Below are 24,236 nucleotides of genomic sequence, written 5' to 3' on the forward strand. Positions count from 1 at the left end.
CCGGGGCCTCGGCCTTGCCGTTCCCGGCGGCCTTGCCGGTGGCGGCCTGGGTGGCGCGCTTTCCTCCGGTGCCGCTGCGGCGCGCGTCGCTCCGCGCGGCAGTGCTCTCCACGGTCACGTGTGCTCCTCCGTCTGTCCGGCCGCCGGGATTGCCGGTGACCTGGGGCTCCCCCACCCACTGGCGGGGGGAGGCTCGCCCGGTCCCGTGCGGCGCACGGGGTGGGAGCGTCGCGGTCGGCACCGGGCGGTGACTGCTGTCCCGGTCGCGGCCACGCTGTCCCGACCCCGGCCGGGACACCCCAGCCATGGCTGGCATCTCCATAGACGCACGAGGCGGCCCTGACCTGCAACTTTGCTCGGATATCCAAGTAAGAACGAGGAACCCCGAGCAATTGTGCGAAGAATCGGGACATCACTGGTCACGGCTTCGCGAGCCGCGGACCTCCGCACGGTAACCCGGGGTGCGGGAGCCCGGGAAGAGTGGAGAGCCGATCAATATGTGAGACTGAGAAAATGCCCGAAAATGGACGAACCCGGGTATACCTGGTCGACGATCACGAGATCGTCCGCAGAGGCGTGCGCGACATGCTCGCGGCCGACCCCGGCATCGAGATCGCCGGAGAAGCCGGCACAGCAGCCGACGCGGTCACCGGGATCGCCGCCACCCGGCCGCACGTCGCCATCCTCGACGTACGGCTCCCCGACGGCAGCGGCATCGAAGTCTGCCGCGAGGTGCGCTCCCGCGACGAGAGCGTGCGCTGCCTGATGCTCACTTCCTACGCCGACGACGAGGCGCTGCTCGCCTCCGTGGTGGCCGGTGCCTCCGGATACGTGCTCAAAGGGCTGACCGGCGGCGAACTCCTGCACGCCGTGCACCAGGTCGCCAACGGCGTCTCGCTGCTCGACCCGGCCGACACCCGGCGCGTCCTGGACCGGCTGCGCGACCGGGGCACCGGCGGCCCCCGGGACGAACGGCTCGGCGCGCTCTCCGCCCAGGAACGCACCATCCTCGAACTGATCGGAGAAGGACTGACCAACCGGGCCATCGGGGAACGGCTCCACCTCGCCGAGAAGACGGTGAAGAACTATGTCTCCGGGCTGCTGGGGAAGCTGGGCATGGAGCGGCGTTCTCAGGCCGCCGCGTACATCGCGCGGATCCGCGCGGCCCACGATGACTGAGCGGCGCCGCTTCGCGGGGGCGCCGTCTCCCTTTCGCGGGAGGTGCGGTCCCCTTCGCGGGGTGCGGTCCCCCTCCCGTTGTTCGCCGGGTGCGGCGCCGTTGTCGGGGGGCCTCGCCCCCGAGCCCCCGTCGCCCTCGCCGGACGGGCGTCGGGGCAGCGCCCCCCGACACGACCGCTCGGCGGCAGCCGAAGGACAACGGGGGCGTGCCGCCACAACGCAACGCACCCCGCGAAGTGGACAGCCGAAGGAGCCAGGGGCGTGCCGCCACGGCGCACGGCCACCCGCGGAGGGGGAACCGACTCCGCGGAGACGCCTCCCGCGAGGGGGGCGCGCCGTGTAGGGGAGCACTGTCTCAGTCGCAGAAGGCGGATCGTACGGCCGGGTAGTGGCCGGTCCACCAGACGACCAGCGCGGCCGCCGCCGGGAACTGCGGATCGGTCCGCACATCGCACAGCTGGTAGCGCCAGCGCAGCATCCAGAAGTCGTTCAGCCGCTCCCACCACACCCGGTGCACGGCGGCGGCCAGCTCCGCGCGGGAGGCTCCCGCAGCTCCCCGGTAGGCGCGGGCGAAGGCGCGCACCTTCCGCAGATCGAGGGTGCCGCCGGGACGCAGGAAGAAGATCGCCGCCCCGCGGACCGCCTCCTCGGCCCGCGGATGCACACCCAGTCGGTCCCAGTCCAGGATCGCCACCGGGCGGGGGCTGCGGCCCGGGGGCGCATAGAGCAGGTTGAGCGGATGGAAGTCCCCGTGCACCCAGCCGGTGAACCGGTCCGGGACCGCGCCGGGCCGGGCGTCCGCATGACGGCGCAGCAGCTCGCGGCGCTCGGTGAGCCGGTGCTCGGCCAGCTCGTCGAAACTGTCCCGGTTGCGGCGGCTGCGGACCCGCTCCAGCAGCTCGCCGATCATGTCGTACGTGGCGGCCGGATCGGCGCTCTCGTGCTCGGCGCCCGGCGACTCGGGCAGCGCTCGGGCGAGCCGGACGTGGACCCGCCCCAGCAGGGCGCCCAGTTGCCGGGACTGCCCCGCGGTCAGCTCGGTGCCGTGCCGGTGGGTGCCCTCGATCCACGGATGCAGCGCGAAGCAGCGCCCCTCGGCCACGGTGACGGTCCCGCCGCCGGATCCCGGCACCACCGGCACGACCGGCAGCCCCAGTTCGCCCAGCCGGTCCGTGGCACGGTGCTGGCGCTCGATCCGGTCGAGCGAGCCCGGTCCGTCGAGATGGTGTTTGAGGAAATAGCCGCCGCGGGCGGTCGTCAGGCGGTAACCCCTGTTGAGCAGTCCGTGCGAGACCGGTGTGCACGAGAGGGGCTCCCCGACACCGTCGTACTGCCGCAGCAGAGAGTGGAGCGTGCCCTCCGTGAGGGCGGGGGAAGACGGCTGCACGGCCGCATCGTAGAGCCACCAGGGGGCCGCGCGCCGCCTCGTCAACCCGCGGTGGACGAGGCGTCAAACCCGAGTTGACCAGCGGGCGCGGTTCCGTCGGCCCTACTGCTCGGTTCCGCTGTCGGTACTCGTGTCGCCGTCGCCGGCGCTGCCGCCGTCGTTGGCCCCGCCGCCGTCGGCGTCCCCGGTAGGCGGCGACTGGCTCTTGGTCGGCTTGCCGCCGCTGCCGCCGTTCCCGGAACCGCCGCCGTTGCTGCCGCTGCCGGTCTGGCTCGGGTCGCCGGTCTCGGAGGGCTGCGTCTCACTCGGCTGCGTGTTGCTCGGATACGACTCGGAGGGCCGGTCGGTCGGAGTCCAGTCGCCGTTGCCCTCGTTGGTGCCCGGCTGGTCCTCCTCGGTCTCCGTCGGAGTGGGCGAGGGCTTCTTGGTGGGCTTGTCGGTCTCCGACTGGGACGTATTCGGGTTCGGCTTGTCCTGCTTGTTGTCCTTGGCGTCGTTCCCGTTGAGGGCGAAGAAGATCCCGCCCGCTATGGCGATCACCGCGAGGAAGGCGACCAGCGCGTACCGGACGCCCTTGCCGCCGCCACCGCCCCGGCCGCCGCGCCTGGGCCCGCCGTCGAAGCCGCCGTCGTCCTCCCGGGCACCCGCCAGCAGCGGAGCGCCCATCTGAGAGGTGTCGGAGTGCGAGGGGTGCGGCCGGGCGCCTGCCCCCGCAGCGCCCATCACCTGGGTGGCGGCCCCCTGGTGCGCCGTCGGACCGGTGTTCCACAGGCCGCCGGTGTGGCCGCCCTGCTCGTTCAGCATCTGGAGCGCGTACTGCGTCAGCCCGCGCATCTCCTCGGCGGACTGGAACCGGTCGTCCGGCTCCTTGGCCAGCGCCCGCATCACCAGACCGTCCAGCTCCGGCGGGGTGCTGTCCGAGACCTGCGAGGGCAGCACCGGGTCGTCCTGGACGTGCTGGTAGACCACCGACAGCGGCGTCTCCCCGGTGAACGGGGGCCGCCGGGTCAGCAGCTCGTACAGCAGGCAGCCGGTGGCGTAGAGGTCGGAACGGGTGTCGACGGTCTTGCCGAGCGCCTGCTCGGGGGAGAGGTACTGCGGGGTGCCCATCACCATGCCGGTCTGGGTCATGGTGTTGGAGGCGCCGTGCAGAGCTCGGGCGATACCGAAGTCCATCACCTTGACCGCGCCGCCCCGCGTGATGATCACGTTCGCGGGCTTGATGTCGCGGTGCACGATCCCGTGCTGGTGGCTGTAGGCCAGCGCCTCCAGCACCCCCGAGACGATGATCAGCGCCTGGTCCGGCGGCGGTGCGTCGGCGTTCAGCAGCAGATCGCGGATGGTGCTGCCCTCGACCAGCTCCATCACGATGTAGGGGGTGATGTTGCCGCCGATCAGCTCCTCACCGGAGTCGTAGACGGCGACGACCGAGTGGTGGTTGAGGCCCGCGACCGACTGGGCCTCGCGCGTGAAGCGGGCCTTGGAGACGGGGTCCTCGGCGAGGTCGGAGCGCAGCAGCTTGACCGCGACCGTGCGGCCGAGCCGCACGTCCTCGGCGCCGAACACCTCGGCCATGCCGCCGCGGCCGAGGCGGTGCGTCAGGCGGTACCTGCCGTCACCCACCAGACCGTTGTTTCCCCACAACTCCGGCGAATCGGGCAGGGAGCCGCCGCCCGTCGCGTCGGGGTCCGAAGGGCCCCCAGCGGCTTGCGTCTGTGCCATGAGTCCTCGCCGTAGATTGGAATCCGCGGACTTTCACGCGGTGGACACTCCCCCCGAGGAGGCTACAGGCACGCGGGGGGTGCAATGGGTGGGACGGAGTACCGAAGCCAACGAGCGGTCATCCAACAAGCTCGGAAGCGCCCCCGCAAGTCGGTCTCGGAATCACCCCGGACCGCCCCGCACACACCCTGTCCGCGCCTGCTGAGAGGCACCCTCTAGGCTCGTGGAACCGTTCGGGGCGGCGCTCGCGAAGGGCTTATGCGCATTCGGTCACGGAACGGGCAACCAACTTGACGTGACCGAACCCCCGGGCAAACTTGGGCCAGTATCAGGGTCAAGGATCACTCAACGTACCTGCACGGGGGCAGCGCCGCCGAGGGGGAAGCAGTCAGATGAGCGACGACGGCGCACAGGCGGCCGGCAACTACTTGGGCCGCATGGTCGGCGGGGGGCGCTTCCAGCTCCGTTCACTGCTCGGCGCCGGTGGGATGGCCTCCGTATATCTCGCCTACGACTCCGTGCTCGACCGGCAGGTGGCCGTCAAGACCCTGCACACCGAGCTCGGCCGGGAACAGTCCTTCCGCGAGCGCTTCCGCCGCGAGGCGCAGTCGGTCGCCAAGCTGACCCACACCAACATCGTCTCCGTCTTCGACTCCGGCGAGGACGAGATCGACGGCGCGCTGGTGCCGTACATCGTCATGGAGTACGTCGAGGGCAAGCCGCTGCGCACGGTCCTGGACGAGGACATCGCGCAGTACGGCGCGATGCCCGCCGAGAAGGCCCTGAAGATCACCGGCGATGTACTGGCGGCCCTCGAGGTCAGCCACGAGATGGGCCTCGTGCACCGGGACATCAAGCCCGGCAACGTGATGCTCACCAAGCGTGGTGTGGTCAAGGTCATGGACTTCGGCATCGCCCGGGCCATGCAGTCCGGTGTGACCTCCATGACACAGACCGGCATGGTCGTCGGTACCCCGCAGTACCTCTCCCCCGAGCAGGCCCTCGGCCGCGGGGTGGACGCCCGCTCCGACCTGTACTCGGTCGGCATCATGCTCTTCGAGCTGCTCACCGGTCGGCTGCCGTTCGACGCGGACTCACCACTGGCCATCGCCTACGCGCACGTCCAGGAGGAGCCGCCCACGCCCTCCTCCATCAACCAGTCCATCCCCCCGGCCGTGGACGCGCTGGTCGCCCGGACCCTGAAGAAGAACCCCAACGAGCGCTTCCCCTCCGCCGAGGCCATGCACGACGAGGCCAACCGGATCGGCGGCTCCGGGGTCGCCTCCGGCGCCTCGCCGATCATCATCAGCGGCGGACCGCCCGCCAACAGCGGTGCGGGGGTCGGACAGGCCGTCTTCCCGCCGGTCGACGCGGCCTCCCAGCCCCAGCAGGGCGGCGTGCAGACGCCCTACCAGCCGCAGGGGCAACCGGGACAGCAGGCAGGGCAGCAGCCGGGACCGTACAACAGCGGGGGCTTCGGGCCCTCCACCCCCCCGCCCCCCACCCAGACCTCCCCCGCGCCCGGCTACGGATACCCGCAGTCGTCCTACGGCAGCGGCGGCCCGGCCACCCCGCCGCCCTACACGATGAACGCAACCGGCTCCGGCCCGGGCAACGGCGGCTCGGGCAAGAAGCCGTCGGCCGGCGCCATGGCCGGGTACGGTCTGGCCGCCGTCGCCGTCATCGTCGCCCTGGTCTTCGTGATCATCGGGCTCACCGACAGCGGCGGGGACGACCCCGACCCCAAGCCCACCGCCAAGCCGAGGCCCACCCAGAGCGCCGACCCCGCAGGCAGCTCCGGGGACAGCGGCGACGACGGCGGCTCGGACTCGGGCGGCTACAAGGGTCCGGACACCAGCCGCACCATCGACTCCACCCGGTGCACCGACGCCACGAAGTCCTACAGCGACAAGAGCAAGGTCATGGTCCCCGAGCTGACCTACAAGGACCTCACCTCGGTCAAGGCGTGCCTGCGCGCCGCCGGGTGGAAGCTCGGCGAGGTGACCACCGAGGACGAGAACGTGTGGGGCAAGAACACGGTCCTGGAGCAGACCCCGGATTACCTCGACGACTTCGACCCGGACAAGGACAAGATCGACCTGACCGTCTCCACGGGCCAGCCCGCGGACTGAGGTCCGGCCGAAGGGCCGGGGTCCGTACGGCGACCAGGGTCCGCGGTCCGCATGGACGCAGCGCCTTCCCATGCCCCCGGGTGTCCGCACCCGGGGGCATGCTCGTCAGTCCTCCGCCATCCGCCGCACCTCCACCACCCGGAACCGGCCCGAGACGAAGTCACCGTCGCACAGCGTGCAGTTGGCCGCCGGGTTGCCACCCGAGCCGTGGAAGTCGCTGAAGGCGGCCGTCTGGTTGACGTAGACGCCACCCGTGAGATTGAGGGAGAGCTGCGCGGGCTCGTCGAAGCACACCTCCTCCAGTTGCCGCGCCACCTCGGAGGAAGTGGTGTATCCGGCGACCGTCATGGCGCCCTTCGCCTGGAGGGTGTGCCGCAGCAGCTCCAGCGCGTCCTCCGTGGAGCCGACGGCCACCGCGAAGGAGACCGGGCCGAAGCACTCGTCCTGATACGCGCCCTCGGACTCCGGCTCGGTGGCGTCCAGCTTGACGATCGCGGGGGTACGCACCGTGGCGTCGGGGAACTCCGGGTTCTGCACGGTACGGGGGGCCAGGGCCACCTCGCCCAGCGAGGGCGCCGCCTCCAGCCGCGTACGCACCTGCTCGTTGACCAGGGCGCCCAGCAGCGCGTTGGCCCGCGCGTCGTCGCCGAGCAGCTTGTCCACCGCGGCGGCCAGGTCGGCCACCACCTCGTCATAGCTCCTGGGTCCGGACTCGGTGGCGATGCCGGCCGCCGGGATCAACAGATTCTGCGGCGTGGTGCACATCTGGCCGCTGTAGAGCGACAGCGAGAAGGCGAGGTTGGCCAGCATGCCCTGGTAGTCGTCGGTGGAGTCGATGACGACCGTGTTGACACCGGCCTTCTCCGTGTGGACCCGCGCCTGGCGGGCATGGGCCTCCAGCCACTCGCCGAACGCCGAGCCCCCGGTGTAGTCGATCACCCGGATCTCGGGCCGGACGGCCAGGTCCCTGGCGATGCCGTCGCCCTCCGCCTCGGCCGCCAGCGCCACCAGATCGGCGTCGAACCCCGCCTCCGCGAGGACCTCGCGGGCGATCCGCACCGTCAGCGCGAGCGGGAGCACGGCCCGCGGGTGCGGCTTGACCAGCACGGCGTTCCCGGTCGCGAGCGAGGCGAAGAATCCGGGGAAGCCGTTCCAGGTGGGGAAGGTGTTGCAGCCGATCAGCAGCGCCACACCGCGCCCGGCCGGGGTGAACTCCTTGGTGACGCGCAGCGGGTCGCGCTTGCCCTGCGGCTTCTCCCAGCTGACCCGCGCGGGAGTGCGCACCTGCTCCGCATAGGCGTAGGCCACCGCCTCCATACCGCGGTCCTGTGCGTGCGGCCCGCCCGCCTGGAAGGCCATCATGAACGCCTGGCCGCTGGTGTGCATCACGGCCTGCGCGAACTCCGGGGTGCGGGCGCTGATCCGCGCCAGGATCTCCAGGCACACCGCGGCGCGCACCTCGGCCCCGGCCTTCCGCCAGGCGGGCAGCGCGCCGCGCATGACCGGCAGCAGGGCGTCGACGGCTCCTTCGTCCATCCGAGGGTAGGAGATACCCAGCTCGGGCCCGTACGGCGACACCTCGGTGGCCACCCATTCGCCGGAGACCGGCTGGCCGGGCAGCTCGAAGCGGCTGCCGCACAGCGCGTCGAAGGCCGCCTTGCCCTGCTCGGCCGCACCCTCTCCGTACGCCTTCGGGTGCTCGGGGTGCGGGGTCCAGAACTCCCGGCCCGCGATGGCCTCCAGCGCACGGTCCAGGGTGGGGCGGTGGGTGTCGACGAGCTGGGCAGTGGTCGTTCCGATACCGGTGGTCACGCAGGACCAACTCCTCGCTGAGCTGGGACGGAATGCGGGGTGGGCACGGCGTTGCCGGAGCCGCTCACCTGGTAGATACTGCTACCGAACGATCGGTCGGTGCAAGGGGGCCCGGGAAGCTGTGGAAAACTCCGCTCGGCACCACGCGCGGGGCCCGGCGCCGCGGGCCGCGCGTCCCGCCTCCCGACGCCCGGCGGCACCGGGGGACGGCCCGGCTAGCATCGGCCGCATGCCCACGGTCAAGCGCGACACCTACACGCCCGACTCGCTGCTCTCCGTCGCCGTGCGGGTGTTCAACGAGCGGGGCTACGACGGCACCTCGATGGAGCACCTGTCCCAGGCGGCCGGGATCTCCAAGTCGTCCATCTACCACCACGTGCGCGGCAAGGAAGAGCTGCTGCGCAGGGGGATAAGCCGGGCGCTCGACGAACTGTTCGCGGTGCTGGAGGAGCCCCGGGCGCGCGAGGGCCGGGCGGTGGAGCGGCTGGAGCACGTCACCCGCCGCACGGTGGAGGTGCTGCTGGCCGAGCTGCCGTACGTGACGCTGCTGTTGCGGGTGCGGGGGAACACCGAGACGGAGATCTGGGCGATGTCCCGGCGCCGGGAGTTCGACCAGCGGGTGGCCGAGCTGGTCAAGCAGGCGGCGGCGGACGGGGACCTGCGTGCCGACGTCGACGCCCGGCTCGCGACCCGGCTGCTGTTCGGCATGATCAACTCGATCGCCGAGTGGTACCGCCCCGAACGCGCGGGGCACCCGGGCGCAGCGGACGGCACGCCGTCCGAGGCGGGCGGCGCCGGTACCAGCAGCGCCGAGGTGGCCGAGGCCGTCGTCCGCACCGCCTTCGCGGGCCTGCGCACCGGCTGAGAGCCCGCGGGGCTACGGGCCCGGCTCCAGGTCGGTCTCCTCGAACACCAGCAGCGTGCGGGTGCTCAGCACCTCCGGCATGGACTGGATGCGGGTCAGCACCAGGTCCCGCAGGGCCCGGTTGTCCGGGGTGTGCACCAGCAGCAGCACGTCGAAGTCCCCGCTGACCAGCGCGATGTGGGCGGCGCCCGGCAGCTCCCGGAGCTTCTCGCGGACGCTGCGCCAGGAGTCCTGGACGATCTTGAGGGTGATGTAGGCCGAGGCTCCGTGGCCCGCGCGCTCCTGGTCGACGCGGGCGCTGAAGCCCCGTATCACCCCGTCGTCGATCAGCCGGTTGATGCGCGCGTACGCGTTGGCGCGCGATACGTGCACCCGCTCGGCGACCGACCGCACGGACGCCCGGCCGTCCGCACGCAGCAGCCGCAGGATGTCCCGGTCGACGGAGTCCAGCGGCCGGGCGGGCAGCCGGTGCCCGGCCGGCGGGTCCGTTTCCCCGGAGCCGTTGGCCATATGTTCACCCCGCACGGTCCTTCGCCTCCCCCGCATGGACACTCTGCGGACATCGAACGGTTTTGCGGGCCAGTTGTCCACAGGCAGAGGCCACCCGTAGCCAAAATGTGCCGTCGACCGAACAATCGGTAGGGGTGGCCCACTCGGCCACCGGCCCGGCCTGCCGGTGGTACGGCCATCGGCAGGCCGGCGCGCCAGAAGGCCGGCGCGCACCGGGCGTACCCGCAGCCCGCACGCGCCGCAGCCCGCCCACGAGGAGGTGCTCGTCATGACGGTCCTAGAGCAGCCAGGAACCTACGCCCCCGCCCCTCCCCCCTCGTGGCGCCCCCGTACCGAGGCCGCGCCGCTCCTCCCCGAGGCCGAGCCCTACCGCGTCCTGGGCACCCGGACGGCGGAACGCGAGGGCGGGAAGCACACCGGTCCGGACGCGGACCTGCTGCGCCGGCTGTACGCCGCCGTCGTGCGGGGGCGGCGGTTCAACGAGCAGGCGACCGCGCTGACCCGGCAGGGCCGGCTGGCGGTCTATCCCTCCTCGCGGGGGCAGGAGGCGTGCCAGGTGGCCGCGGCGCTGGCACTGCGTGCGGAGGACTGGCTCTTCCCCAGCTACCGCGACACCCTCGCCGCGGTGGCCCGCGGCCTGGACCCGGTCGAGGTGCTGTCGCTGCTGCGCGGTGACTGGCACCACGGCTACGACTCACCCGGCACCCGGGTCGCCCCGCTGTGCACCCCGCTGGCCACCCAGCTTCCGCACGCGGTCGGGCTGGCGCACGCCGCCCGGCTGAAGGGCGACGAGGTGGCCGCGCTCGCGCTGGTCGGCGACGGCGGCACCAGCGAGGGCGACTTCCACGAGGCGCTCAACTTCGCCGCCGTATGGCAGGCGCCCGCCGTCTTCCTGGTGCAGAACAACGGCTTCGCGATCTCCGTACCGCTGGCCAAGCAGACCGCTGCGCCCTCGCTGGCCCACAAGGCGGTCGGCTACGGCGTCCCGGGGCGACTGGTCGACGGCAACGACGCGGTCGCGGTGCACGAGGTGCTGACCGAGGCGCTGGACCGGGCCCGGTCGGGCGGCGGCCCCACCCTTGTCGAGGCGGTCACCTACCGGCTGGAGGCACACACCAACGCCGACGACGCGACCCGCTACCGGGCCGACGGCGAGGTCGAGGCGTGGCGGGCGCACGACCCGGTGACGCTGCTGGAGCGCGAGCTGCGCGACCGCGGGCTGCTGGACGAGGAGACCGTGCGGGAGGCCGAGGAGGCGGCCGAGCGGCAGGCGGCGGAGCTGCGCGAGCGGATGCACCAGGACCCGCAGCCGGACCCGATGGAGCTGTTCGCGCACGTCTACGCGGAACCGACACCGCAACTGCGCGAGCAGGAGGCGCAGTTGCGGGCCGAGCTGGCCGCGGAGCAGGAGGCGGCAGCCGGGAACCCGGCCGCGGGGAAGGAGACCCGATGAGCACCGCGGTACGGCAGCCCACCGCCGCACGCACCGACCGCAGGCCCGCCACCATGGGGCAGGCACTGCGCCGGGCCCTGCGCGACGCTCTGGCCGACGACCCGGCGGTGCACGTCCTCGGCGAGGACGTCGGCACGCTCGGCGGCGTCTTCCGGGTGACGGACGGGCTGACCGCGGAGTTCGGCCCCGACCGGTGCGCCGACACCCCGCTGGCGGAGGCGGGCATCCTCGGCACGGCGGTCGGGATGGCGATGTACGGGCTGCGGCCGGTGGTGGAGATGCAGTTCGACGCCTTCGCCTACCCCGGGTTCGAGCAGCTCGTCTCGCACGTCTCCCGGATGCGCAACCGCACCCGCGGCAGGCTGCCCATGCCGCTGACGGTGCGCATCCCCTACGGCGGCGGGATCGGCGGGGTGGAGCACCACAGCGACTCCTCCGAGGCGTACTACCTGGCCACACCGGGGCTGCACGTCGTCACCCCGGCCACGGTCGCCGACTCCTACGGGCTGCTGCGGGCCGCCATCGCCTCCGACGACCCGGTGGTCTTCCTCGAACCGAAGCGGCTGTACTGGTCGAAGGCCGACTGGGACCCGGAGGAGCCGGACGCGGTGCCCGGCATCGGCAAGGCCGTCGTACGCCGCCGGGGCAGCTCCGCGACGCTGATCACCTACGGCCCGTCCGTACCGGTCTGCCTGGAAGCCGCCGAGGCGGCACGCGAGGACGGCGCCGAGGGCTGGGATCTGGAGGTGGTCGACCTGCGCACGCTGTCCCCGTTCGACGAGGAGACTGTCGCCGCTTCGGTGAAGCGCACCGGGCGGGCCGTCGTCGTGCACGAGTCCCCCGGCTTCGCCGGCCCGGGCGGTGAGATCGCGGCCCGGATCACCGAGCGCTGTTTCCACCACCTGGAGGCGCCGGTGCTGCGTGTCGCCGGGTTCGACATCCCCTATCCGCCGCCGATGCTGGAGCGGCACCACCTGCCGGGTGTCGACCGGGTGCTGGACGCCGTCGCACGGCTCCAGTGGGAGAGCGGCTTCACCGGCGGGGGCGGCGCCGAGGTCCGGGGCGGGGGTGCGCTCTGATGGGTGAGGTGCGCGAATTCGCGCTGCCGGACCTGGGCGAGGGGCTGACCGAGGCGACGATCGTCCGCTGGCTGGTCCCGGTGGGCGACACCGTGCGGGTCGACGAGCCGGTCGTCGAGGTCGAGACGGCCAAGGCACTCGTGGAAGTCCCCTGCCCCTTCGCGGGCGTGGTCACCTCGCACGCGGCCGACGAGGGAGCCGAGGTGGCGGTGGGAGCGCCGCTGGTCACCGTCGCGGTGAGCCCGGACGGCGGTGCGGTCGGCCCGGGCGGCGGGGCCATCGGCGGCGAGACGGCACAGGGCGGCGCAGCGGAACAGGCCGGCGAGGGGGAACACGTCGGCGGCTCGGGCAATGTGCTGGTCGGCTACGGGACGGCGCAGGCGCCGGCGCGGCGGCCCCGGGCGGCGCTGCGGCTGTCCGGACTGTCCGGCCCGGCCGACGGGGGAACGCCCGGCGCGGGTCCCGGCGGAATCGCGGCGGCGCCCGAAGCGGGGGCAGGGGAGGAGTCCCGGTCCGGAGCCGGCCGGGACGCCCCCGCCCGCGGTGCGGGCCGTACGGCGCCGGAGCACCCCACCCGGGGCGAACGGGCCGCTGCCGGGCCCGTCCCGGTGATCTCTCCGCTGGTCCGCCGGCTGGCCCGCGAACACGGCCTGGATCTGCACGCGATGACGGGCAGCGGTCCGGACGGGCTCATCCTGCGCGCGGACGTGGAACGCGCGGTGCACGCCGCGCCCGGGACACCCGCGCCGCAGGGCACCGCGCAGCCCGGCGGGGTCCGGGCCGCGGCGGCGCGGCAGGAGCGGCGGATTCCGCTGCGCGGTATGCGCGGCACGGCGGCCGACCGGCTCGCGCGCAGCCGTGCGGAGATCCCGGACGCCAGTTGCTGGGTGGACGCCGACGCCACCGAACTGCTCGCCGCGCGCAAGGAGATGAACGCCGCCGCCGAGGGCGACCCGGACGCGGCGCCGATCTCGCTGCTGGCCCTGCTCGGCCGGCTGTGCACGGCGGCGCTGGCGCGCTTCCCGGAGCTGAACTCGACGGTGGACACCCAGGCGCGCGAGGTCGTCGTACTGCCCGAGGTGCATCTGGGCTTCGCCGCGCAGACGGACCGGGGCCTCGTCGTCCCGGTGGTGCGCGACGCGCACACGCTGAGCGCCGAGCAGCTCACCGCGGAGCTGGCCCGGCTGACCGAGGCGGCCCGCGCCGGGACCCTCACCCCCGGCGAGCTGACCGGCGGCACGTTCACGCTGAACAACTACGGTGTGTTCGGCGTGGACGGCTCCACTCCGATCATCAACCATCCGGAGGCGGCGATGCTCGGCGTCGGCCGTATCGCCCGCAAACCGTGGGTGGTCGGGGACGCGCCGGCCGTCCGCAGCGTCGTGCAGTTGTCCCTCACCTTCGACCACCGGGTGTGCGACGGCGGCACCGCGGGCGGATTCCTGCGCCATGTCGCGGACTGCGTGGAGCGTCCGGCGAGGCTACTCCGTACGCTCTGAGGCGTGACGCAGGCCCCAGGATCTTCCTCCGCAGCCGGACCACCCGACCACCCGCACCACGCGGCGGGCGGTGCCGGCCGCGAGCGCCCCGCACCGGACACCGCCGGCCGCCCGTACACGGCCCTCGTCCTCGCGGGCGGCGGCGCGCGGCGGCTGGACGGGGCCGACAAACCCGCGGTCACGGTCGGCGGCCGCCCGCTGCTCGACCGGGTCCTCGCGGCGTGCGGCGACGCGGCGGCCACCGTGGTGGTGGGCCCGCGCCGTCCGACGTGCCGCCCGGTGCTGTGGGCCCGCGAGGAGCCGCCCGGCGGCGGCCCGCTCGCGGCGCTGCAGGCGGGTCTGGACGCGCTGGCGGCAGGTCGCGACGCGCCTGCGGGGTCCGGCGCGCTGCGGGCGGGCACGCGCACGGGCACCGGCTCGACGCGAACCGGCCCGGAGCACGCGGCGGCCGGACAGCCCGGGGGCGGTACGGCCGGGGCAGAGGGCCCGGTGCTCGTCGTCTCCGCCGACCTGCCGTTCCTCTCGCCGCGAGCGGTGCGCACCCTGGTGTCCGTTCCGGACGGGGCGGAGGCCGCCGTCGGATACGACGGCCGCGAGCAACCGCTGCTGGCCGCCTACCGGATGGACCCGCTGCGCCGCGAACTGGCGCTGTTGCGAACCGAATACGGTTCTTTGCCGGGACTGCCGTTGCGGATGGTGCTCCAAGGGCTGATGCTGCACCGGGTGACCGCGCCCTCCGTCACCGCCGCCGCCCTCGACTGCGACACCTGGGACGACATCGCCACAGCGAGGGCCCGCATCAGGGAGCATGAAACCGTGCTGGACGAATGGATCTCCGCGGTCAAGGCCGAGCTGGGCATCGAGCTCGACGTCGACACCTCAGCGCTGCTGGCTCTCGCCCGGGACGCGGCGCACGGCGTCGCGCGCCCCGCGGCGCCGCTGACCACCTTCCTGGTGGGCTACGCGGCGGCGCAGGCGGGCAGTTCACCGCAGGACGTCGCGCGGGCGACGGAGGCGGCCGCCCGGCTCGCCCGGCGCTGGGCCGACGAGTCGGACGGGGGCACCCCCGGAGCGGACGGCCCCGGTACCACCTCCGGACCGCCCGCCGCGGACGGCCCCGGCAGCCCCTCCGAGCGGACAGACGACCGATGAGCGACGCCGACGAACTGGACGAGGCCATCGCCCTGGCCAACAGCGGCCGGATCCGCCAGGACCCGCCCCCCGCACCGCGTCTCAAACGCATCCGGCGGATCCAATGGAGCGCCGACGGCGCCGAGGACCCCGACAGCGGCGGCGTCCCCGGCTCCGCCGCGGACCCCGGCGGAGCCCGGGCCACCACGGGCGAGGCGGGCCGCGGCGCCGTCCCCGGCGGCGCGCACCCGTCCGAGGGGGCCGCGGCAGGCGGGGGGCGGCCCGGAGACGGCGGCCACGGGCCGGCCGGGCACCCCGGGAACGCCTCGGCGGACGGAGACCGGCAGCCGACGGGCACCGGCACCGGCACCGGCACCGGCACCGGCACCGCGGAAGGTACCGGTGGGGACTCGCACGGGCGGGGGCGGCCGCGGCAGCACCCGCAGGACCCGAACGGCGCCGCAGCCCGGCAGCCGGCGGTCCCTTGGTCCGAGGCCGTGGCGCTGGCGTCCTCGGCCGCCACCGCGCTGCCGCGGGAGACCGTCCCCCTCGCACACGCGCTGGGCCGCACGCTCGCCGCGCCGCTGCGGGCCCTCACCGACCTGCCGCCGTTCGACACCTCCGCGATGGACGGCTGGGCCGTGTCCGGCCCCGGCCCGTGGGAGCCCGCCCGCGCGGCGGACGGCACCGAGCGCCCCGGCCTGCTGGCGGGCGCCCGCGCGGAGCCTCCACAGCTCGCCGACGGGGAGGCGGTCCGGATCGCGACCGGCGCCCGCGTCCCGTCCGGCACCAGCGCCGTGCTCCGCCGGGAGGCGGCCCAGCACACGGGCGCCCGGGTGCGTACTGCCACACCCCCGCAGCCCGGTACCGACATCCGCCCGCGCGGCCAGGAGTGCCGTACGGGCGACGAGTTGCTGCCGACGGGCGCGGCCGTCACCCCTGCCGTGCTGGGGCTGGCCGCGGCGGCCGGGTACGACGACCTGGCGACCGTGCCCCGGCCGCGGGCCGAAGTGCTCGTCCTGGGCGACGAACTGCTGCACCGCGGCCTGCCCCGGGACGGCCGGATCCGGGACGCACTCGGGCCGATGATCGAGCCGTGGCTGACGGCCCTGGGGGCCGAGGTGACCGTCACCCGGCTGCTGGGCGACGACGCGGAGGCCCTGCACGAGGCGCTGGCCGGTTCGACGGCCGATGTGCTCGTCACCACCGGCAGCACGGCCGCCGGACCGCTGGACCACCTCCGGCCGACACTGCGCCGCCTCGACGCGCGACTCCTGGTGCACGGGGTGCGCGTCCGCCCCGGGCATCCCATGCTGCTGGCCGCGCTCGCACCGGAGGACCGGCAGAGCACGGGCGGACAGCCGCGCCACCGGTTCCTGGTGGGACTGCCCGGCAATCCGCTGGCCGCGCTCTCCGGTCTCGTCACCCTGGCCGGGCCGCTGCTGCGCGCACTGGCCGGGCGCGCCGCGCCCGAACTCCGCGAGGCCACCTTGGGCGCCGAAGTGTCCGGACACCCGCACGACACCCGGCTGGTACCCGTGCGGTGCGAGGGCTCGGGCCTCCGGGCGCGCATCCGGCCGCTGCGCTACGCGGGTCCGGCGATGCTCCGCGGCGTGGCCTCCTGCGACACGCTGGCGGTGGTGCCGCCCGGCGGTGGCGCCCCCGGCACGGACGTGCCCGTACTGGACCTGCCGTGGTGAGGCGGCCCCCGGAGGAGACCCGCGAGACCACCGAGCGGCTGGGCTCGGTACTGCTGCCGCGTCCGGACATCAGCCCGCAGCGGCAGGTCGCCCGCCGGCTGCTCGCCGCGCTCGCCGTGCTGTGGATCACGGTGCTGCTGGTCTACCTGGACCGGGGCGGCTACGTGGACAACACCGACAGCGACGTGACGTTCCTGGACTGCCTCTACTACACCACCGTCACGCTCTCCACGACCGGCTACGGCGACATCACCCCCGCGTCCGACAGCGCGCGGCTCGTCAACATTCTCATCATCACGCCGCTCCGCGTGCTGTTCCTGATCATCCTCATCGGCACCACCCTCGAGGCACTGACGGACCGCACCCGGCAGCAGTGGCGCCTGAACCGCTGGAGGTCCGCGTTGCGCGACCACACCGTCGTCGTCGGATTCGGCACCAAGGGCCGCTCCGCCGTCCAGACCCTGCTGTCGACGGGGCTGGGCCGCAACCAGGTCGTCGTCATCGATCCGCACGGGCATGCCGTCAAGACCGCCAACGCGGAGGGGTTCGCCGGAGTCGAGGGCGACGCCACCCGAAGCGAGGTACTGATCCGGGCCGAGGTGCAGCGGGCCAAGCAGATCGTGATCGCCCCGCAGCGGGACGACACCTCGGTGCTGGTGACGCTGACGGCCCGGCAGCTCAACCCGCGGATAAACATCGTCGCAGCGGTGCGCGAGGAGGAGAACGCCCCGCTGCTGCGGCAGTCGGGCGCGGACCAGGTGATCACCAGTGCCAGCGCGGCCGGCCGGCTGCTCGGGCTGGCGATGCTCAGCCCGAACGCCAGCTCGGTGATAGAGAACCTCATCCAGCAGGGCACCGGCCTCGATCTGAAGGAGCGCCCGGTCACCAAGGCGGAGGCGGGAGGCTCCCCGCGCGACTGCCCGGACCTGGTCGTCTCCATCGTGCGCGGGCACCGGATACTGGCCTTCGACGACCCGGAGGCCGCGGAGCTGGAGCTGACCGACCGGTTGGTCGTCATCCATCGCGCCTCCCGGAAGGGCCCCCAGGCGGACATACCGCGCGGCGACCTGCGGTAGCACCACACCCCCGCTCCTCATCCCTTCAGGTGACTGTGCGGCGCCCGGCGGACCGCTGCCGGGCGCAGGCGTGACGATGACCCGATGGACCCGCCACCGACCTGCCCCAACTGCCCGGAGCGCCTGCTGTGGAAGGACACGCGTGAGACGGGGCCGGGCAAGGAGGACTCCTGGTTCTGGTTCTGCACCGGCTGCCATCAGGCGTACGTGCCCACTCCGGATCAGAAGCTCCGCTTCACCTATGCGGCCTGAGCGCAGGGGCGGCACGCGGGACGCCGGGATATCGGGAGGTGGACGTGGGCGACCGTGCACCGGTGCCGGACCGGGGCCCTCCCGGCGTCCGGAGGTGCGGGTAGCGTCGGCCGTATGCATGCGATCACGATTCCCGAACCCGGCGGCCCCGAGGCCCTGGTCTGGGCGGAGGTCCCCGACCCGGAGCCCGGGGAGGGCGAAGTCCTCGTCGATGTCGCGGCGAGCGCCGTCAACCGCGCGGACGTCCTGCAGCGCCAGGGCTTCTACGATCCGCCGCCCGGCGCCAGCCCCTATCCCGGTCTGGAGTGCGCGGGACGCATCGCGGCCCTCGGTCCCGGAGTGTCCGGCTGGTCGGTCGGCGACCGGGTGTGCGCGCTGCTCGGCGGCGGCGGCTACGCCGAGCGGGTCGTGGTGCCGTCCGGACAGCTCCTGCCCGTACCCGAAGGAGTCGACGTCACGACGGCGGCCGGTCTCCCGGAGGTCACCTGCACGGTCTGGTCGAACGTCTTCATGGTGGCGCACCTGCGCCCGGGCGAGACCCTGTTGGTGCACGGCGGCTCCAGCGGCATCGGCACGATGGCCATTCAGCTCGCCAAGTCGGTGGGTGCCCGGGTCGCGGTGACGGCGGGCACGGCGGAGAAGCTGCGGCGGTGCGCCGAGCTGGGGGCCGACATCCTGATCAACTACCGCGAGCAGGACTTCGTCGAGGAGTTGCGCGCGGCCACCGACGGCGCGGGCGCCGACGTGATCCTGGACAACATGGGCGCCAAATACCTCGAGCGGAACGTCAAGGCGCTCGCGGTGAACGGCCGACTGGCCGTCATCGGCATGCAGGGCGGCACCAAGGGGGAGCTGAACCTGGGTGCGCTGCTGGCCAAGCGCGGCGCCGTGACGGCCACGTCGCTGCGGGCCCGCCCGGCGGACGAGAAGGCGGCCATCGTGGCCGCCGTACGCGAACACGTGTGGCCCCTGCTGTCGGACGGCCGGGTGCGCCCCGTCGTGGACAGCACGGTGCCGATGCGCGAAGCGGCCCGCGCCCACCAGCTCCTGGACGAGAGCGGCCACGTCGGCAAGATCCTGCTGGTCACCACAGGCTGAGGAGCCGCACCCGCCGATGGCGTCCCGCCCCGCGCCACGGTGCGCGGGGCGGAGTGCGTGGGGGGGGCGGAAGCGGGGCGCGAGTCCGGTCACGGCGCGAGCCGTCACCCGTTCCGTCTGTCCGAAATGCCGATCTTCTCCCTTCATGTGACGCTGGAACGGTCTGCGGACCATCCAGTGCGGAGGGGTCACGTTCGTGCGGCACACTCAGCGACGGAGCAGCGCGGTCACCTTGCTGACCTGCGCATTCCTGGCGCTCCCCGCGCCAGTCGCCGCCGCGGGGGAGCCCGCGGTCCCCGGCGGGGACCGCACCGCGCCCGGGGCCGTCACGGCCCCCGCCGCTCCCCCGTCCGGGGGCACACCCAGCGGCCCCGCTCCCGGTGCCGCCGCCACCGGTGGCGCTCCGGGTGCGGCGGCCTCCGGTGCGGCACCCAGCCTGCTGCCGCCCGCCGCGCCGCCACGCACCTGGGCGCCCCGCCCGCAGGCTCCCCGGATGCCGCGGCTGCCGGACCTTCCGAAGCTGCCCCGGTTCCCGCAGGCGCCCGAGCCTCCGCGCCTTCCCGGTGCGGAATCCCCGTCCCCGCTGCCCGGCGCCCCCGGACAGCCCCCGGTGCTGCCGGAAGCGGCCCCCCGGTTCTCCGATTCCCCCGATTCCCCCGATTCCCCCGCCTTCCCGGCTTTCGCCGGCCACCCGAACGCCCGGACGCCCGCCGACCGGAGGGGGCACCCGGTGCGGTGGAACAACGGCGAGGCCGAAAGGCACGACGAGGGGAACAGCAGGGACGGGACGCGGCACGTCGAAGAGGACGGGCAGGGGGCGCAGGACGAGCGCGGGGCCCGGCAGCACGGGAGAGAGCAGCGGCAACCTCGGCCACGCGACGAGCAGCTCAGCGGCGAGCGCGCGGAGAAGCAGAAGAAGCGCCCCGCGAAGCGGGACCGGCGCCGGCGGGACGCGGCCGGGCAGCGCACGGCGCACCGGGAGCGGGACCCCAGGGAGCGCGGGCGGGAACAGCCGCCCGCGCACGGAGAGGGCGACCGGCGGCAGCAGCGGCAGCAGGAGCACCGCATCAATCCGCCGAACCATCGGGCTGCGCTGCGGCCCCCCGCCTCTTTCGGAAACGCCACCGCTCCCCGTCCGTCCGGCCAGGCCATCGGCAAGCACGACCTGTACGCGGCGGACGACGCCGGTCTGCGGAGCGACGAGGGGCGGGGCGGCCGGCTCGCCGCGCAGCCGTCCGGGCAGGTGCTGCCCGTCCTGCCGCTCGGCACCGGTCTGACGCTGATGGGCCTGGGACTCGCCTTTCTGGCCCTGCGCGTCCGGCGCGGGGGCTGACCTGGGCGCGCGTGCCGGAGTCGGCGCCCCGGAGGGGTGCTGCCGGGAGCGGGCCCCGGGCGGCGCGGCGCGGCACGGGCGGCTCCGGGACGTTCCCGCCCTCGCTCGGCGTCGGTCTCCCCTCGGATGCAGAATGGGGGCATGACGCAGCCGAGCAACGAGAAGTCGCAGGAGAGCCCCCAGGTTCTGGTCGTGGGCCCGGACGGAATGGCTCTCGGCAGTCCCAGCCCCAAGGGCGGCGACGGCGAGGGCGATGAGCAGGCTGAGGTCCCCCTGACGGAGATGGTGGAACAGCCCGCGAAGGTCATGCGGATCGGCAGCATGATCAAGCAGCTTCTGGAAGAGGTGAAGGCGGCTCCGCTGGACGAGGCCAGCCGGGCGCGGCTCAAGGAGATCCACACCAGCTCGATCAAGGAGCTGGAGGACGGGCTCGCGCCCGAGCTGATCGAGGAGCTGGAGCGGCTCTCCCTCCCGTTCACGGAGGAGTCCACCCCCACCGATGCCGAGCTGCGCATCGCGCAGGCCCAGTTGGTGGGCTGGCTGGAGGGCCTCTTCCACGGCATCCAGACCGCGTTGTTCGCCCAGCAGATGGCGGCGCGTGCGCAGTTGGAGCAGATGCGCCGGGCGCTGCCGCCGGGTGTGCTGCCCGAGGAGGCCGCGGGACAGCCCGGCGAGGCGCAGCACCGCACGGGCGGCCCGTACCTGTAGTCCGGCTGGAGCGCGCCGGCCGGGCCCGCAGGGCTCACGGAATCGAGACGGAGTCGAGAGTCGGCAGGGCCGGTCCAGCCTCGCGCAGGCCGGTCCTGCCGGCGCGGTGCGGTCGTTCGTGCCGTGCGACCGGCGACGCCGTGCCGCCGTCCGTCAGCGCGGTGCGGCCATCCAGTGGTAGAGCGCCATCGCCACGCTGGTGGCCAGGTTGTAGCTGGAGACCTGCGGGCGCATCGGAAGGGCCACCAAGCGGTCGGCGCGGGCACGCATCCCGGCCGAGAGGCCGTGCCGCTCCGAGCCGAAGGCCAGCATCGCCCCGCCGGGAACGGCCACGGAGCGCAGATCGGCGCCCTCCGGGTCGAAGGCGAGCAGCGGACCGTCCGGGAGCTCGGAAACCTGGCGCCGCGCGACCCGGGTGGCGAAGTGCAGTCCGGCACCCGCCCGTACCACGGCGGGGTGCCAGGGGTCGAGGTCGCCGGTGGTGAGCACCCCGCCGGCCCCCGCACCCGCCGCCAGCCGTACGACCGCGCCCACGTTGCCGAGGTTGCGCGGGTTGTCGAGGACGACGAACGGCGCGGTCCCGTCCCCCGGCCCGACGGCCGCCGGATCCGCGGCCGGGTCCCGGAGCGCGAGCGCCGCCACCCCGGTGGGGTGCGCGCGTGGCACCAGAGCGCTCAGTGTCGCACCGGGCACCTCCCACAGCAGTGCGTCGAGCGTGCCGGTCAGATCGGGGGCGAGCTCCTCGGCGAGGGCGAGCGCGGCGCGGCGGTCGGTGGCGAGCGCGACCGGAACCCGCGCACCGAACCGCAGCGCGTGTTTGAGCGCGTGGAACCCGTCCAGCAGCACGCCCTCGGGCGCGTGGCACGCCCACCGGCGCTCAGCTGTCTCCGCCGTCATCCGGCCCACCCTACGCGGAGCCCCTGACCACGCGTCCGGACCTCCGGCGCTCCGGCAGGCCCCCCGGGCCCGTGGCCCGGGACCCGTGGACGGCCCGGACCCTCAGACGGACACCTTCGGGGCCTCCGCCGCGGGTTCCGGGTCCGGCTGAGGCGAGCGGCGGCCGCGGCCCGGCAGCAGGCCGCGTGCCCGGCCGCCCAGTGCGGTCGTGCTCCGGCCGAGCCAGATCAGGAAGACGGTCGGCAGGAAGACGGCGTCGGCGGCGATCATCGCCAGCGAGAAGAACGGCAGCCCGAGCAGCACGGCGATGCTGACGTGCTCCGCGATCATGAAGGCCAGCAGGACGTTCTTCGCGCGCCGGTTGAGGAGGGTGAACGGGAAGGCGACCTGGGTGGCGACGGTGCCGTAGGTGACCAGGAAGACCATGACACCGTTGGCCGCCAGCAGATGGCTCAGATCGGGCCAGGGCGTGAAGTAGTCCAGGTTCATCGGGTAGTAGACGGCCGTACCGTCCTGCCAGCGCGTGCCCTGGATCTTGAACCAGCCGGCCGTCGAGTAGACCAGGCAGACCTCGATCATGATGACGAACAGCACGCCGTTGTGCACCAGGTTGGCGAGGATGTCGCACACGTCGCGCATCTCGCGTACCGTCGCACCGCCGCGCGCGGCGGCCCGCTGGACGGACCACCACAGTCCGTGCACGGCCCACAGCCCCCAGTAGAAGAGGGCCCAGCCGACGGTGAACCCGCCCGCGACGGTGCTGCCCAGCAGCACCGCGCCGAACACGGTCCACAGCACCACGCCGCCGACCCCGGCGTCCGCCCCGGCCGGACGCGCCCCGGCGCCGGACGCCGCCCCGGAACCCGCGCCCGCTCCGGCACCGGCACCCGCGTCGGAGGGCAACGCCGCCTGGGCAGTGGCGCCGCCCCCGGCTCCGGCGGTCGCACCGGACGACGACGCGCCGGCCGACAGGCCACCGGGCGGCGCCCCGGCGGCCGCTCCCGGGTCCGCGGCCCGGGGATCCCACGGGTGTTCCGCCGAGGCCTCCAGGCGCCGCCGGGCGCGGGCCGCGCGCCGGGCGTCCAGGGACCACACCTGCGCGCAGCGGGTGAAGACGAGGTACATCGACATCAGATGGATGACGTTGTCGCCGCCGTCCCCCATGAAGACGCTGCGGTTCTGCAGCGAGAGCACCCCGACCATGAACAGCACGGTGGCGGCCCGGGTGTGCCAGCCGAGCAGCACTGCGGCGGCCGCGGCCAGGGCGACGACGTAGACGAGTTGGAACCAGTTGTCGCTGCTGGACCACATCAGGACCGAGAAGGCGTCGTTGGTCTCGATGAGCCGCTCTGCCAGCCCCCACGACCAGGGGCTGTCGGGCCCGTAGAGCTCCTGCCGGTGCGGCCACTCGCGCAGCAGGAAGAAGAACCACGCCGCGCCGAACCCGATCCGGACGATCGCCGTCTGGTAGGGGCCGAGCGCCTGCGCGGTGATCCGGGTCAGACCGCGCGAGACGCACCGCTCGATCCGCACGCGCAGGCCGTGCACCCCCATGTACCGCCCCTGGTCGCTCACTTGCCGCCTCCCGGCAGGTCGGCACTGGTGACACGCCACCAGGGCTGCACGGTGTACCTGGTCTTCACTTCGGTGCGCTCGTCGCTCCAGTCGGGCGGGGCGACCGGGGTGACGGCGGAGCGCACCTGGATGCGCTCGACGCTGCCGCCGTTGAGTTCGGGGCCGAAGCGCCGCATCACGATGCGCTTGACGTACTGCTCGGAGAGCGCGCCGCGGAGCCCGACGGGCTTGCCCTTGTCGTCGTGGTTGTCGACGTAGAACTCCCAGGCGCGGCGCAGTTCGTTCTGCTGGGTGTGGCTGGGGGCCGGGTTGCCGTGGATGGCCGCGCCGTCCATGGCGCTCAGGTCGACCCAGCCGGTGGTCTCCGTGGTGCCGTCCTTGGCGACGGTGGCGCGGGCGTGCACGGCGACGTTCTGCTGGAGGGGATTGGGCGCGAACAGTTTCCAGTTGCGCTCGAACTCCGGGTAGACGTAGGAGTCGACGAGTTCGCCGTGCCGCTTGCTGATCGTGTTGTCCGGGGCTGTCTGCAGGAAGACCATCGCCACGTGGAACGCGATTCCGACCGTGACGACGGCCACGGCTATCGCGACGAAGATCCGCGCGGGCAGCGAGAGCGCGGCGATCCCGCGCATGCCTTCCCCCCCGGGCGCCTGGTGCGCCGCTGGCTCCATGCCCTACCCCTGCTCCCCATGTTCTTCATGCCCATGACCGGGCTGGTCCGCCTCAGAGACTCTCAGAGGGTACTGGGACGGAGCCGCTCGGCCCCGCCGGTCGGCGGCATTCGCTCTTGACAGCCCCTCGGCCCGCACTCATCCTTGAACCGAACGA

The 24,236-nt window shown here is 73.8% G+C and carries 20 protein-coding genes; 13 read left to right on the plus strand and 7 right to left on the minus strand.

The window, feature by feature from the left end:
- Positions 1 to 513: 513 nt before the first annotated feature.
- Positions 514 to 1,179 (plus strand): response regulator transcription factor, encoded by a 666-nt coding sequence (locus tag ACFYMO_RS11805; RefSeq protein WP_366774278.1) that lies wholly within the window; start codon positions 514 to 516, stop codon positions 1,177 to 1,179.
- Between the two features lie 355 nt (positions 1,180 to 1,534).
- On the opposite strand, the gene ACFYMO_RS11810 is transcribed toward ACFYMO_RS11805, so the two are convergent.
- Positions 1,535 to 2,566, minus strand: coding sequence for a phosphotransferase (locus ACFYMO_RS11810; RefSeq protein ID WP_366774279.1), 1,032 nt, complete (start codon positions 2,564 to 2,566; stop codon positions 1,535 to 1,537).
- A 102-nt stretch (positions 2,567 to 2,668) separates the two neighbouring features.
- Positions 2,669 to 4,288: a protein kinase gene (locus ACFYMO_RS11815; RefSeq protein WP_366774280.1), complete on the minus strand. Its 1,620-nt coding sequence runs from the start codon at positions 4,286 to 4,288 to the stop codon at positions 2,669 to 2,671.
- Between the two features lie 392 nt (positions 4,289 to 4,680).
- Between ACFYMO_RS11815 and ACFYMO_RS11820 the strand changes: the two genes are divergently transcribed.
- Complete coding sequence (locus ACFYMO_RS11820) at positions 4,681 to 6,420, plus strand: protein kinase (RefSeq protein ID WP_366774281.1); 1,740 nt, start codon at positions 4,681 to 4,683, stop codon at positions 6,418 to 6,420.
- Between the two features lie 105 nt (positions 6,421 to 6,525).
- Here ACFYMO_RS11820 and paaN read toward each other — a convergent pair whose 3' ends face one another.
- Positions 6,526 to 8,232, minus strand: coding sequence for a phenylacetic acid degradation protein PaaN (gene paaN / locus ACFYMO_RS11825; RefSeq protein ID WP_366774282.1), 1,707 nt, complete (start codon positions 8,230 to 8,232; stop codon positions 6,526 to 6,528).
- 229 nt (positions 8,233 to 8,461) lie between these two features.
- Here paaN and ACFYMO_RS11830 point away from each other — a divergent pair, with 229 nt between their 5' ends.
- Positions 8,462 to 9,097, plus strand: a complete 636-nt coding sequence (locus ACFYMO_RS11830; protein WP_366774283.1) for a TetR/AcrR family transcriptional regulator — start codon at positions 8,462 to 8,464, stop codon at positions 9,095 to 9,097.
- A gap of 12 nt (positions 9,098 to 9,109) precedes the next feature.
- Here ACFYMO_RS11830 and ACFYMO_RS11835 read toward each other — a convergent pair whose 3' ends face one another.
- On the minus strand, positions 9,110 to 9,607 hold the full coding sequence (locus ACFYMO_RS11835) for an Lrp/AsnC family transcriptional regulator (RefSeq protein ID WP_360300639.1): 498 nt from the start codon (positions 9,605 to 9,607) through the stop codon (positions 9,110 to 9,112).
- A gap of 268 nt (positions 9,608 to 9,875) precedes the next feature.
- Here ACFYMO_RS11835 and pdhA point away from each other — a divergent pair, with 268 nt between their 5' ends.
- The 10 genes from pdhA (at position 9,876) to ACFYMO_RS11885 (ending at position 20,936) form a co-directional block, all read left to right on the plus strand.
- A complete protein-coding gene (pdhA, locus tag ACFYMO_RS11840) occupies positions 9,876 to 11,060 on the plus strand; it encodes a pyruvate dehydrogenase (acetyl-transferring) E1 component subunit alpha (protein WP_366774285.1) in 1,185 nt (394 codons plus the stop codon).
- Positions 11,057 to 12,139: an alpha-ketoacid dehydrogenase subunit beta gene (locus ACFYMO_RS11845; protein ID WP_366774286.1), complete on the plus strand. Its 1,083-nt coding sequence runs from the start codon at positions 11,057 to 11,059 to the stop codon at positions 12,137 to 12,139. Before pdhA ends, ACFYMO_RS11845 begins: the two co-directional genes overlap by 4 nt.
- Complete coding sequence (locus tag ACFYMO_RS11850; protein WP_388545861.1) at positions 12,139 to 13,638, plus strand: dihydrolipoamide acetyltransferase family protein; 1,500 nt, start codon at positions 12,139 to 12,141, stop codon at positions 13,636 to 13,638. Before ACFYMO_RS11845 ends, ACFYMO_RS11850 begins: the two co-directional genes overlap by 1 nt.
- Positions 13,639 to 13,641: 3 nt before the next feature.
- Positions 13,642 to 14,790 carry a DUF6457 domain-containing protein gene (locus ACFYMO_RS11855; protein ID WP_388545864.1) on the plus strand — a complete coding sequence of 383 codons (1,149 nt, stop codon included), beginning with the start codon at positions 13,642 to 13,644 and terminating at the stop codon, positions 14,788 to 14,790.
- Positions 14,787 to 16,469 carry a molybdopterin molybdotransferase MoeA gene (locus ACFYMO_RS11860; protein WP_388545867.1) on the plus strand — a complete coding sequence of 561 codons (1,683 nt, stop codon included), beginning with the start codon at positions 14,787 to 14,789 and terminating at the stop codon, positions 16,467 to 16,469. The genes ACFYMO_RS11855 and ACFYMO_RS11860 overlap by 4 nt, the downstream gene beginning before the upstream one ends.
- Complete coding sequence (locus ACFYMO_RS11865) at positions 16,463 to 17,545, plus strand: NAD-binding protein (protein ID WP_366774289.1); 1,083 nt, start codon at positions 16,463 to 16,465, stop codon at positions 17,543 to 17,545. The genes ACFYMO_RS11860 and ACFYMO_RS11865 overlap by 7 nt, the downstream gene beginning before the upstream one ends.
- Before the next feature lie 84 nt (positions 17,546 to 17,629).
- On the plus strand, positions 17,630 to 17,797 hold the full coding sequence (locus ACFYMO_RS11870) for a hypothetical protein (protein WP_019356801.1): 168 nt from the start codon (positions 17,630 to 17,632) through the stop codon (positions 17,795 to 17,797).
- A 114-nt stretch (positions 17,798 to 17,911) separates the two neighbouring features.
- The gene (locus ACFYMO_RS11875; RefSeq protein ID WP_388545870.1) at positions 17,912 to 18,895 is read left to right on the plus strand and encodes an NAD(P)H-quinone oxidoreductase; all 984 of its coding nucleotides are present in this window, start codon (positions 17,912 to 17,914) and stop codon (positions 18,893 to 18,895) included.
- Positions 18,896 to 19,127: 232 nt separating this feature from the next.
- The gene (locus ACFYMO_RS11880) at positions 19,128 to 20,228 is read left to right on the plus strand and encodes a hypothetical protein (protein ID WP_388545873.1); all 1,101 of its coding nucleotides are present in this window, start codon (positions 19,128 to 19,130) and stop codon (positions 20,226 to 20,228) included.
- 141 nt (positions 20,229 to 20,369) lie between these two features.
- Positions 20,370 to 20,936 (plus strand): bacterial proteasome activator family protein, encoded by a 567-nt coding sequence (locus ACFYMO_RS11885; protein ID WP_366774292.1) that lies wholly within the window; start codon positions 20,370 to 20,372, stop codon positions 20,934 to 20,936.
- A gap of 153 nt (positions 20,937 to 21,089) precedes the next feature.
- Here ACFYMO_RS11885 and ACFYMO_RS11890 read toward each other — a convergent pair whose 3' ends face one another.
- The 3 genes from ACFYMO_RS11890 to ACFYMO_RS11900 all read right to left on the minus strand — a co-directional run bounded on the left by ACFYMO_RS11890 (position 21,090) and on the right by ACFYMO_RS11900 (position 24,040).
- Complete coding sequence (locus ACFYMO_RS11890; protein WP_366774293.1) at positions 21,090 to 21,833, minus strand: TrmH family RNA methyltransferase; 744 nt, start codon at positions 21,831 to 21,833, stop codon at positions 21,090 to 21,092.
- Positions 21,834 to 21,935: 102 nt separating this feature from the next.
- Positions 21,936 to 23,387, minus strand: a complete 1,452-nt coding sequence (locus ACFYMO_RS11895) for an HTTM domain-containing protein (protein WP_366774318.1) — start codon at positions 23,385 to 23,387, stop codon at positions 21,936 to 21,938.
- Positions 23,388 to 23,404: 17 nt separating this feature from the next.
- Positions 23,405 to 24,040, minus strand: a complete 636-nt coding sequence (locus ACFYMO_RS11900) for a DUF5819 family protein (protein ID WP_366774294.1) — start codon at positions 24,038 to 24,040, stop codon at positions 23,405 to 23,407.
- Positions 24,041 to 24,236: the final 196 nt, after the last annotated feature.

Source organism: Streptomyces sp. NPDC007025 (assembly GCF_042869455.1).
Classification (GTDB): domain Bacteria; phylum Actinomycetota; class Actinomycetes; order Streptomycetales; family Streptomycetaceae; genus Streptomyces.

Coding starts and splice junctions, on each gene's coding strand:
- ACFYMO_RS11805 (WP_366774278.1), top strand. CDS start 514: ATGCCCGAAAATGGACGAACCCGGGTATACCTGGTCGACGATCACGAG.
- ACFYMO_RS11815 (WP_366774280.1), bottom strand. CDS start 4,288: ATGGCACAGACGCAAGCCGCTGGGGGCCCTTCGGACCCCGACGCGACG.
- ACFYMO_RS11820 (WP_366774281.1), top strand. CDS start 4,681: ATGAGCGACGACGGCGCACAGGCGGCCGGCAACTACTTGGGCCGCATG.
- ACFYMO_RS11830 (WP_366774283.1), top strand. CDS start 8,462: ATGCCCACGGTCAAGCGCGACACCTACACGCCCGACTCGCTGCTCTCC.
- ACFYMO_RS11835 (WP_360300639.1), bottom strand. CDS start 9,607: ATGGCCAACGGCTCCGGGGAAACGGACCCGCCGGCCGGGCACCGGCTG.
- pdhA (WP_366774285.1), top strand. CDS start 9,876: ATGACGGTCCTAGAGCAGCCAGGAACCTACGCCCCCGCCCCTCCCCCC.
- ACFYMO_RS11845 (WP_366774286.1), top strand. CDS start 11,057: ATGAGCACCGCGGTACGGCAGCCCACCGCCGCACGCACCGACCGCAGG.
- ACFYMO_RS11850 (WP_388545861.1), top strand. CDS start 12,139: ATGGGTGAGGTGCGCGAATTCGCGCTGCCGGACCTGGGCGAGGGGCTG.
- ACFYMO_RS11860 (WP_388545867.1), top strand. CDS start 14,787: ATGAGCGACGCCGACGAACTGGACGAGGCCATCGCCCTGGCCAACAGC.
- ACFYMO_RS11870 (WP_019356801.1), top strand. CDS start 17,630: ATGGACCCGCCACCGACCTGCCCCAACTGCCCGGAGCGCCTGCTGTGG.
- ACFYMO_RS11875 (WP_388545870.1), top strand. CDS start 17,912: ATGCATGCGATCACGATTCCCGAACCCGGCGGCCCCGAGGCCCTGGTC.
- ACFYMO_RS11885 (WP_366774292.1), top strand. CDS start 20,370: ATGACGCAGCCGAGCAACGAGAAGTCGCAGGAGAGCCCCCAGGTTCTG.
- ACFYMO_RS11890 (WP_366774293.1), bottom strand. CDS start 21,833: ATGACGGCGGAGACAGCTGAGCGCCGGTGGGCGTGCCACGCGCCCGAG.
- ACFYMO_RS11895 (WP_366774318.1), bottom strand. CDS start 23,387: ATGGGGGTGCACGGCCTGCGCGTGCGGATCGAGCGGTGCGTCTCGCGC.
- ACFYMO_RS11900 (WP_366774294.1), bottom strand. CDS start 24,040: ATGCGCGGGATCGCCGCGCTCTCGCTGCCCGCGCGGATCTTCGTCGCG.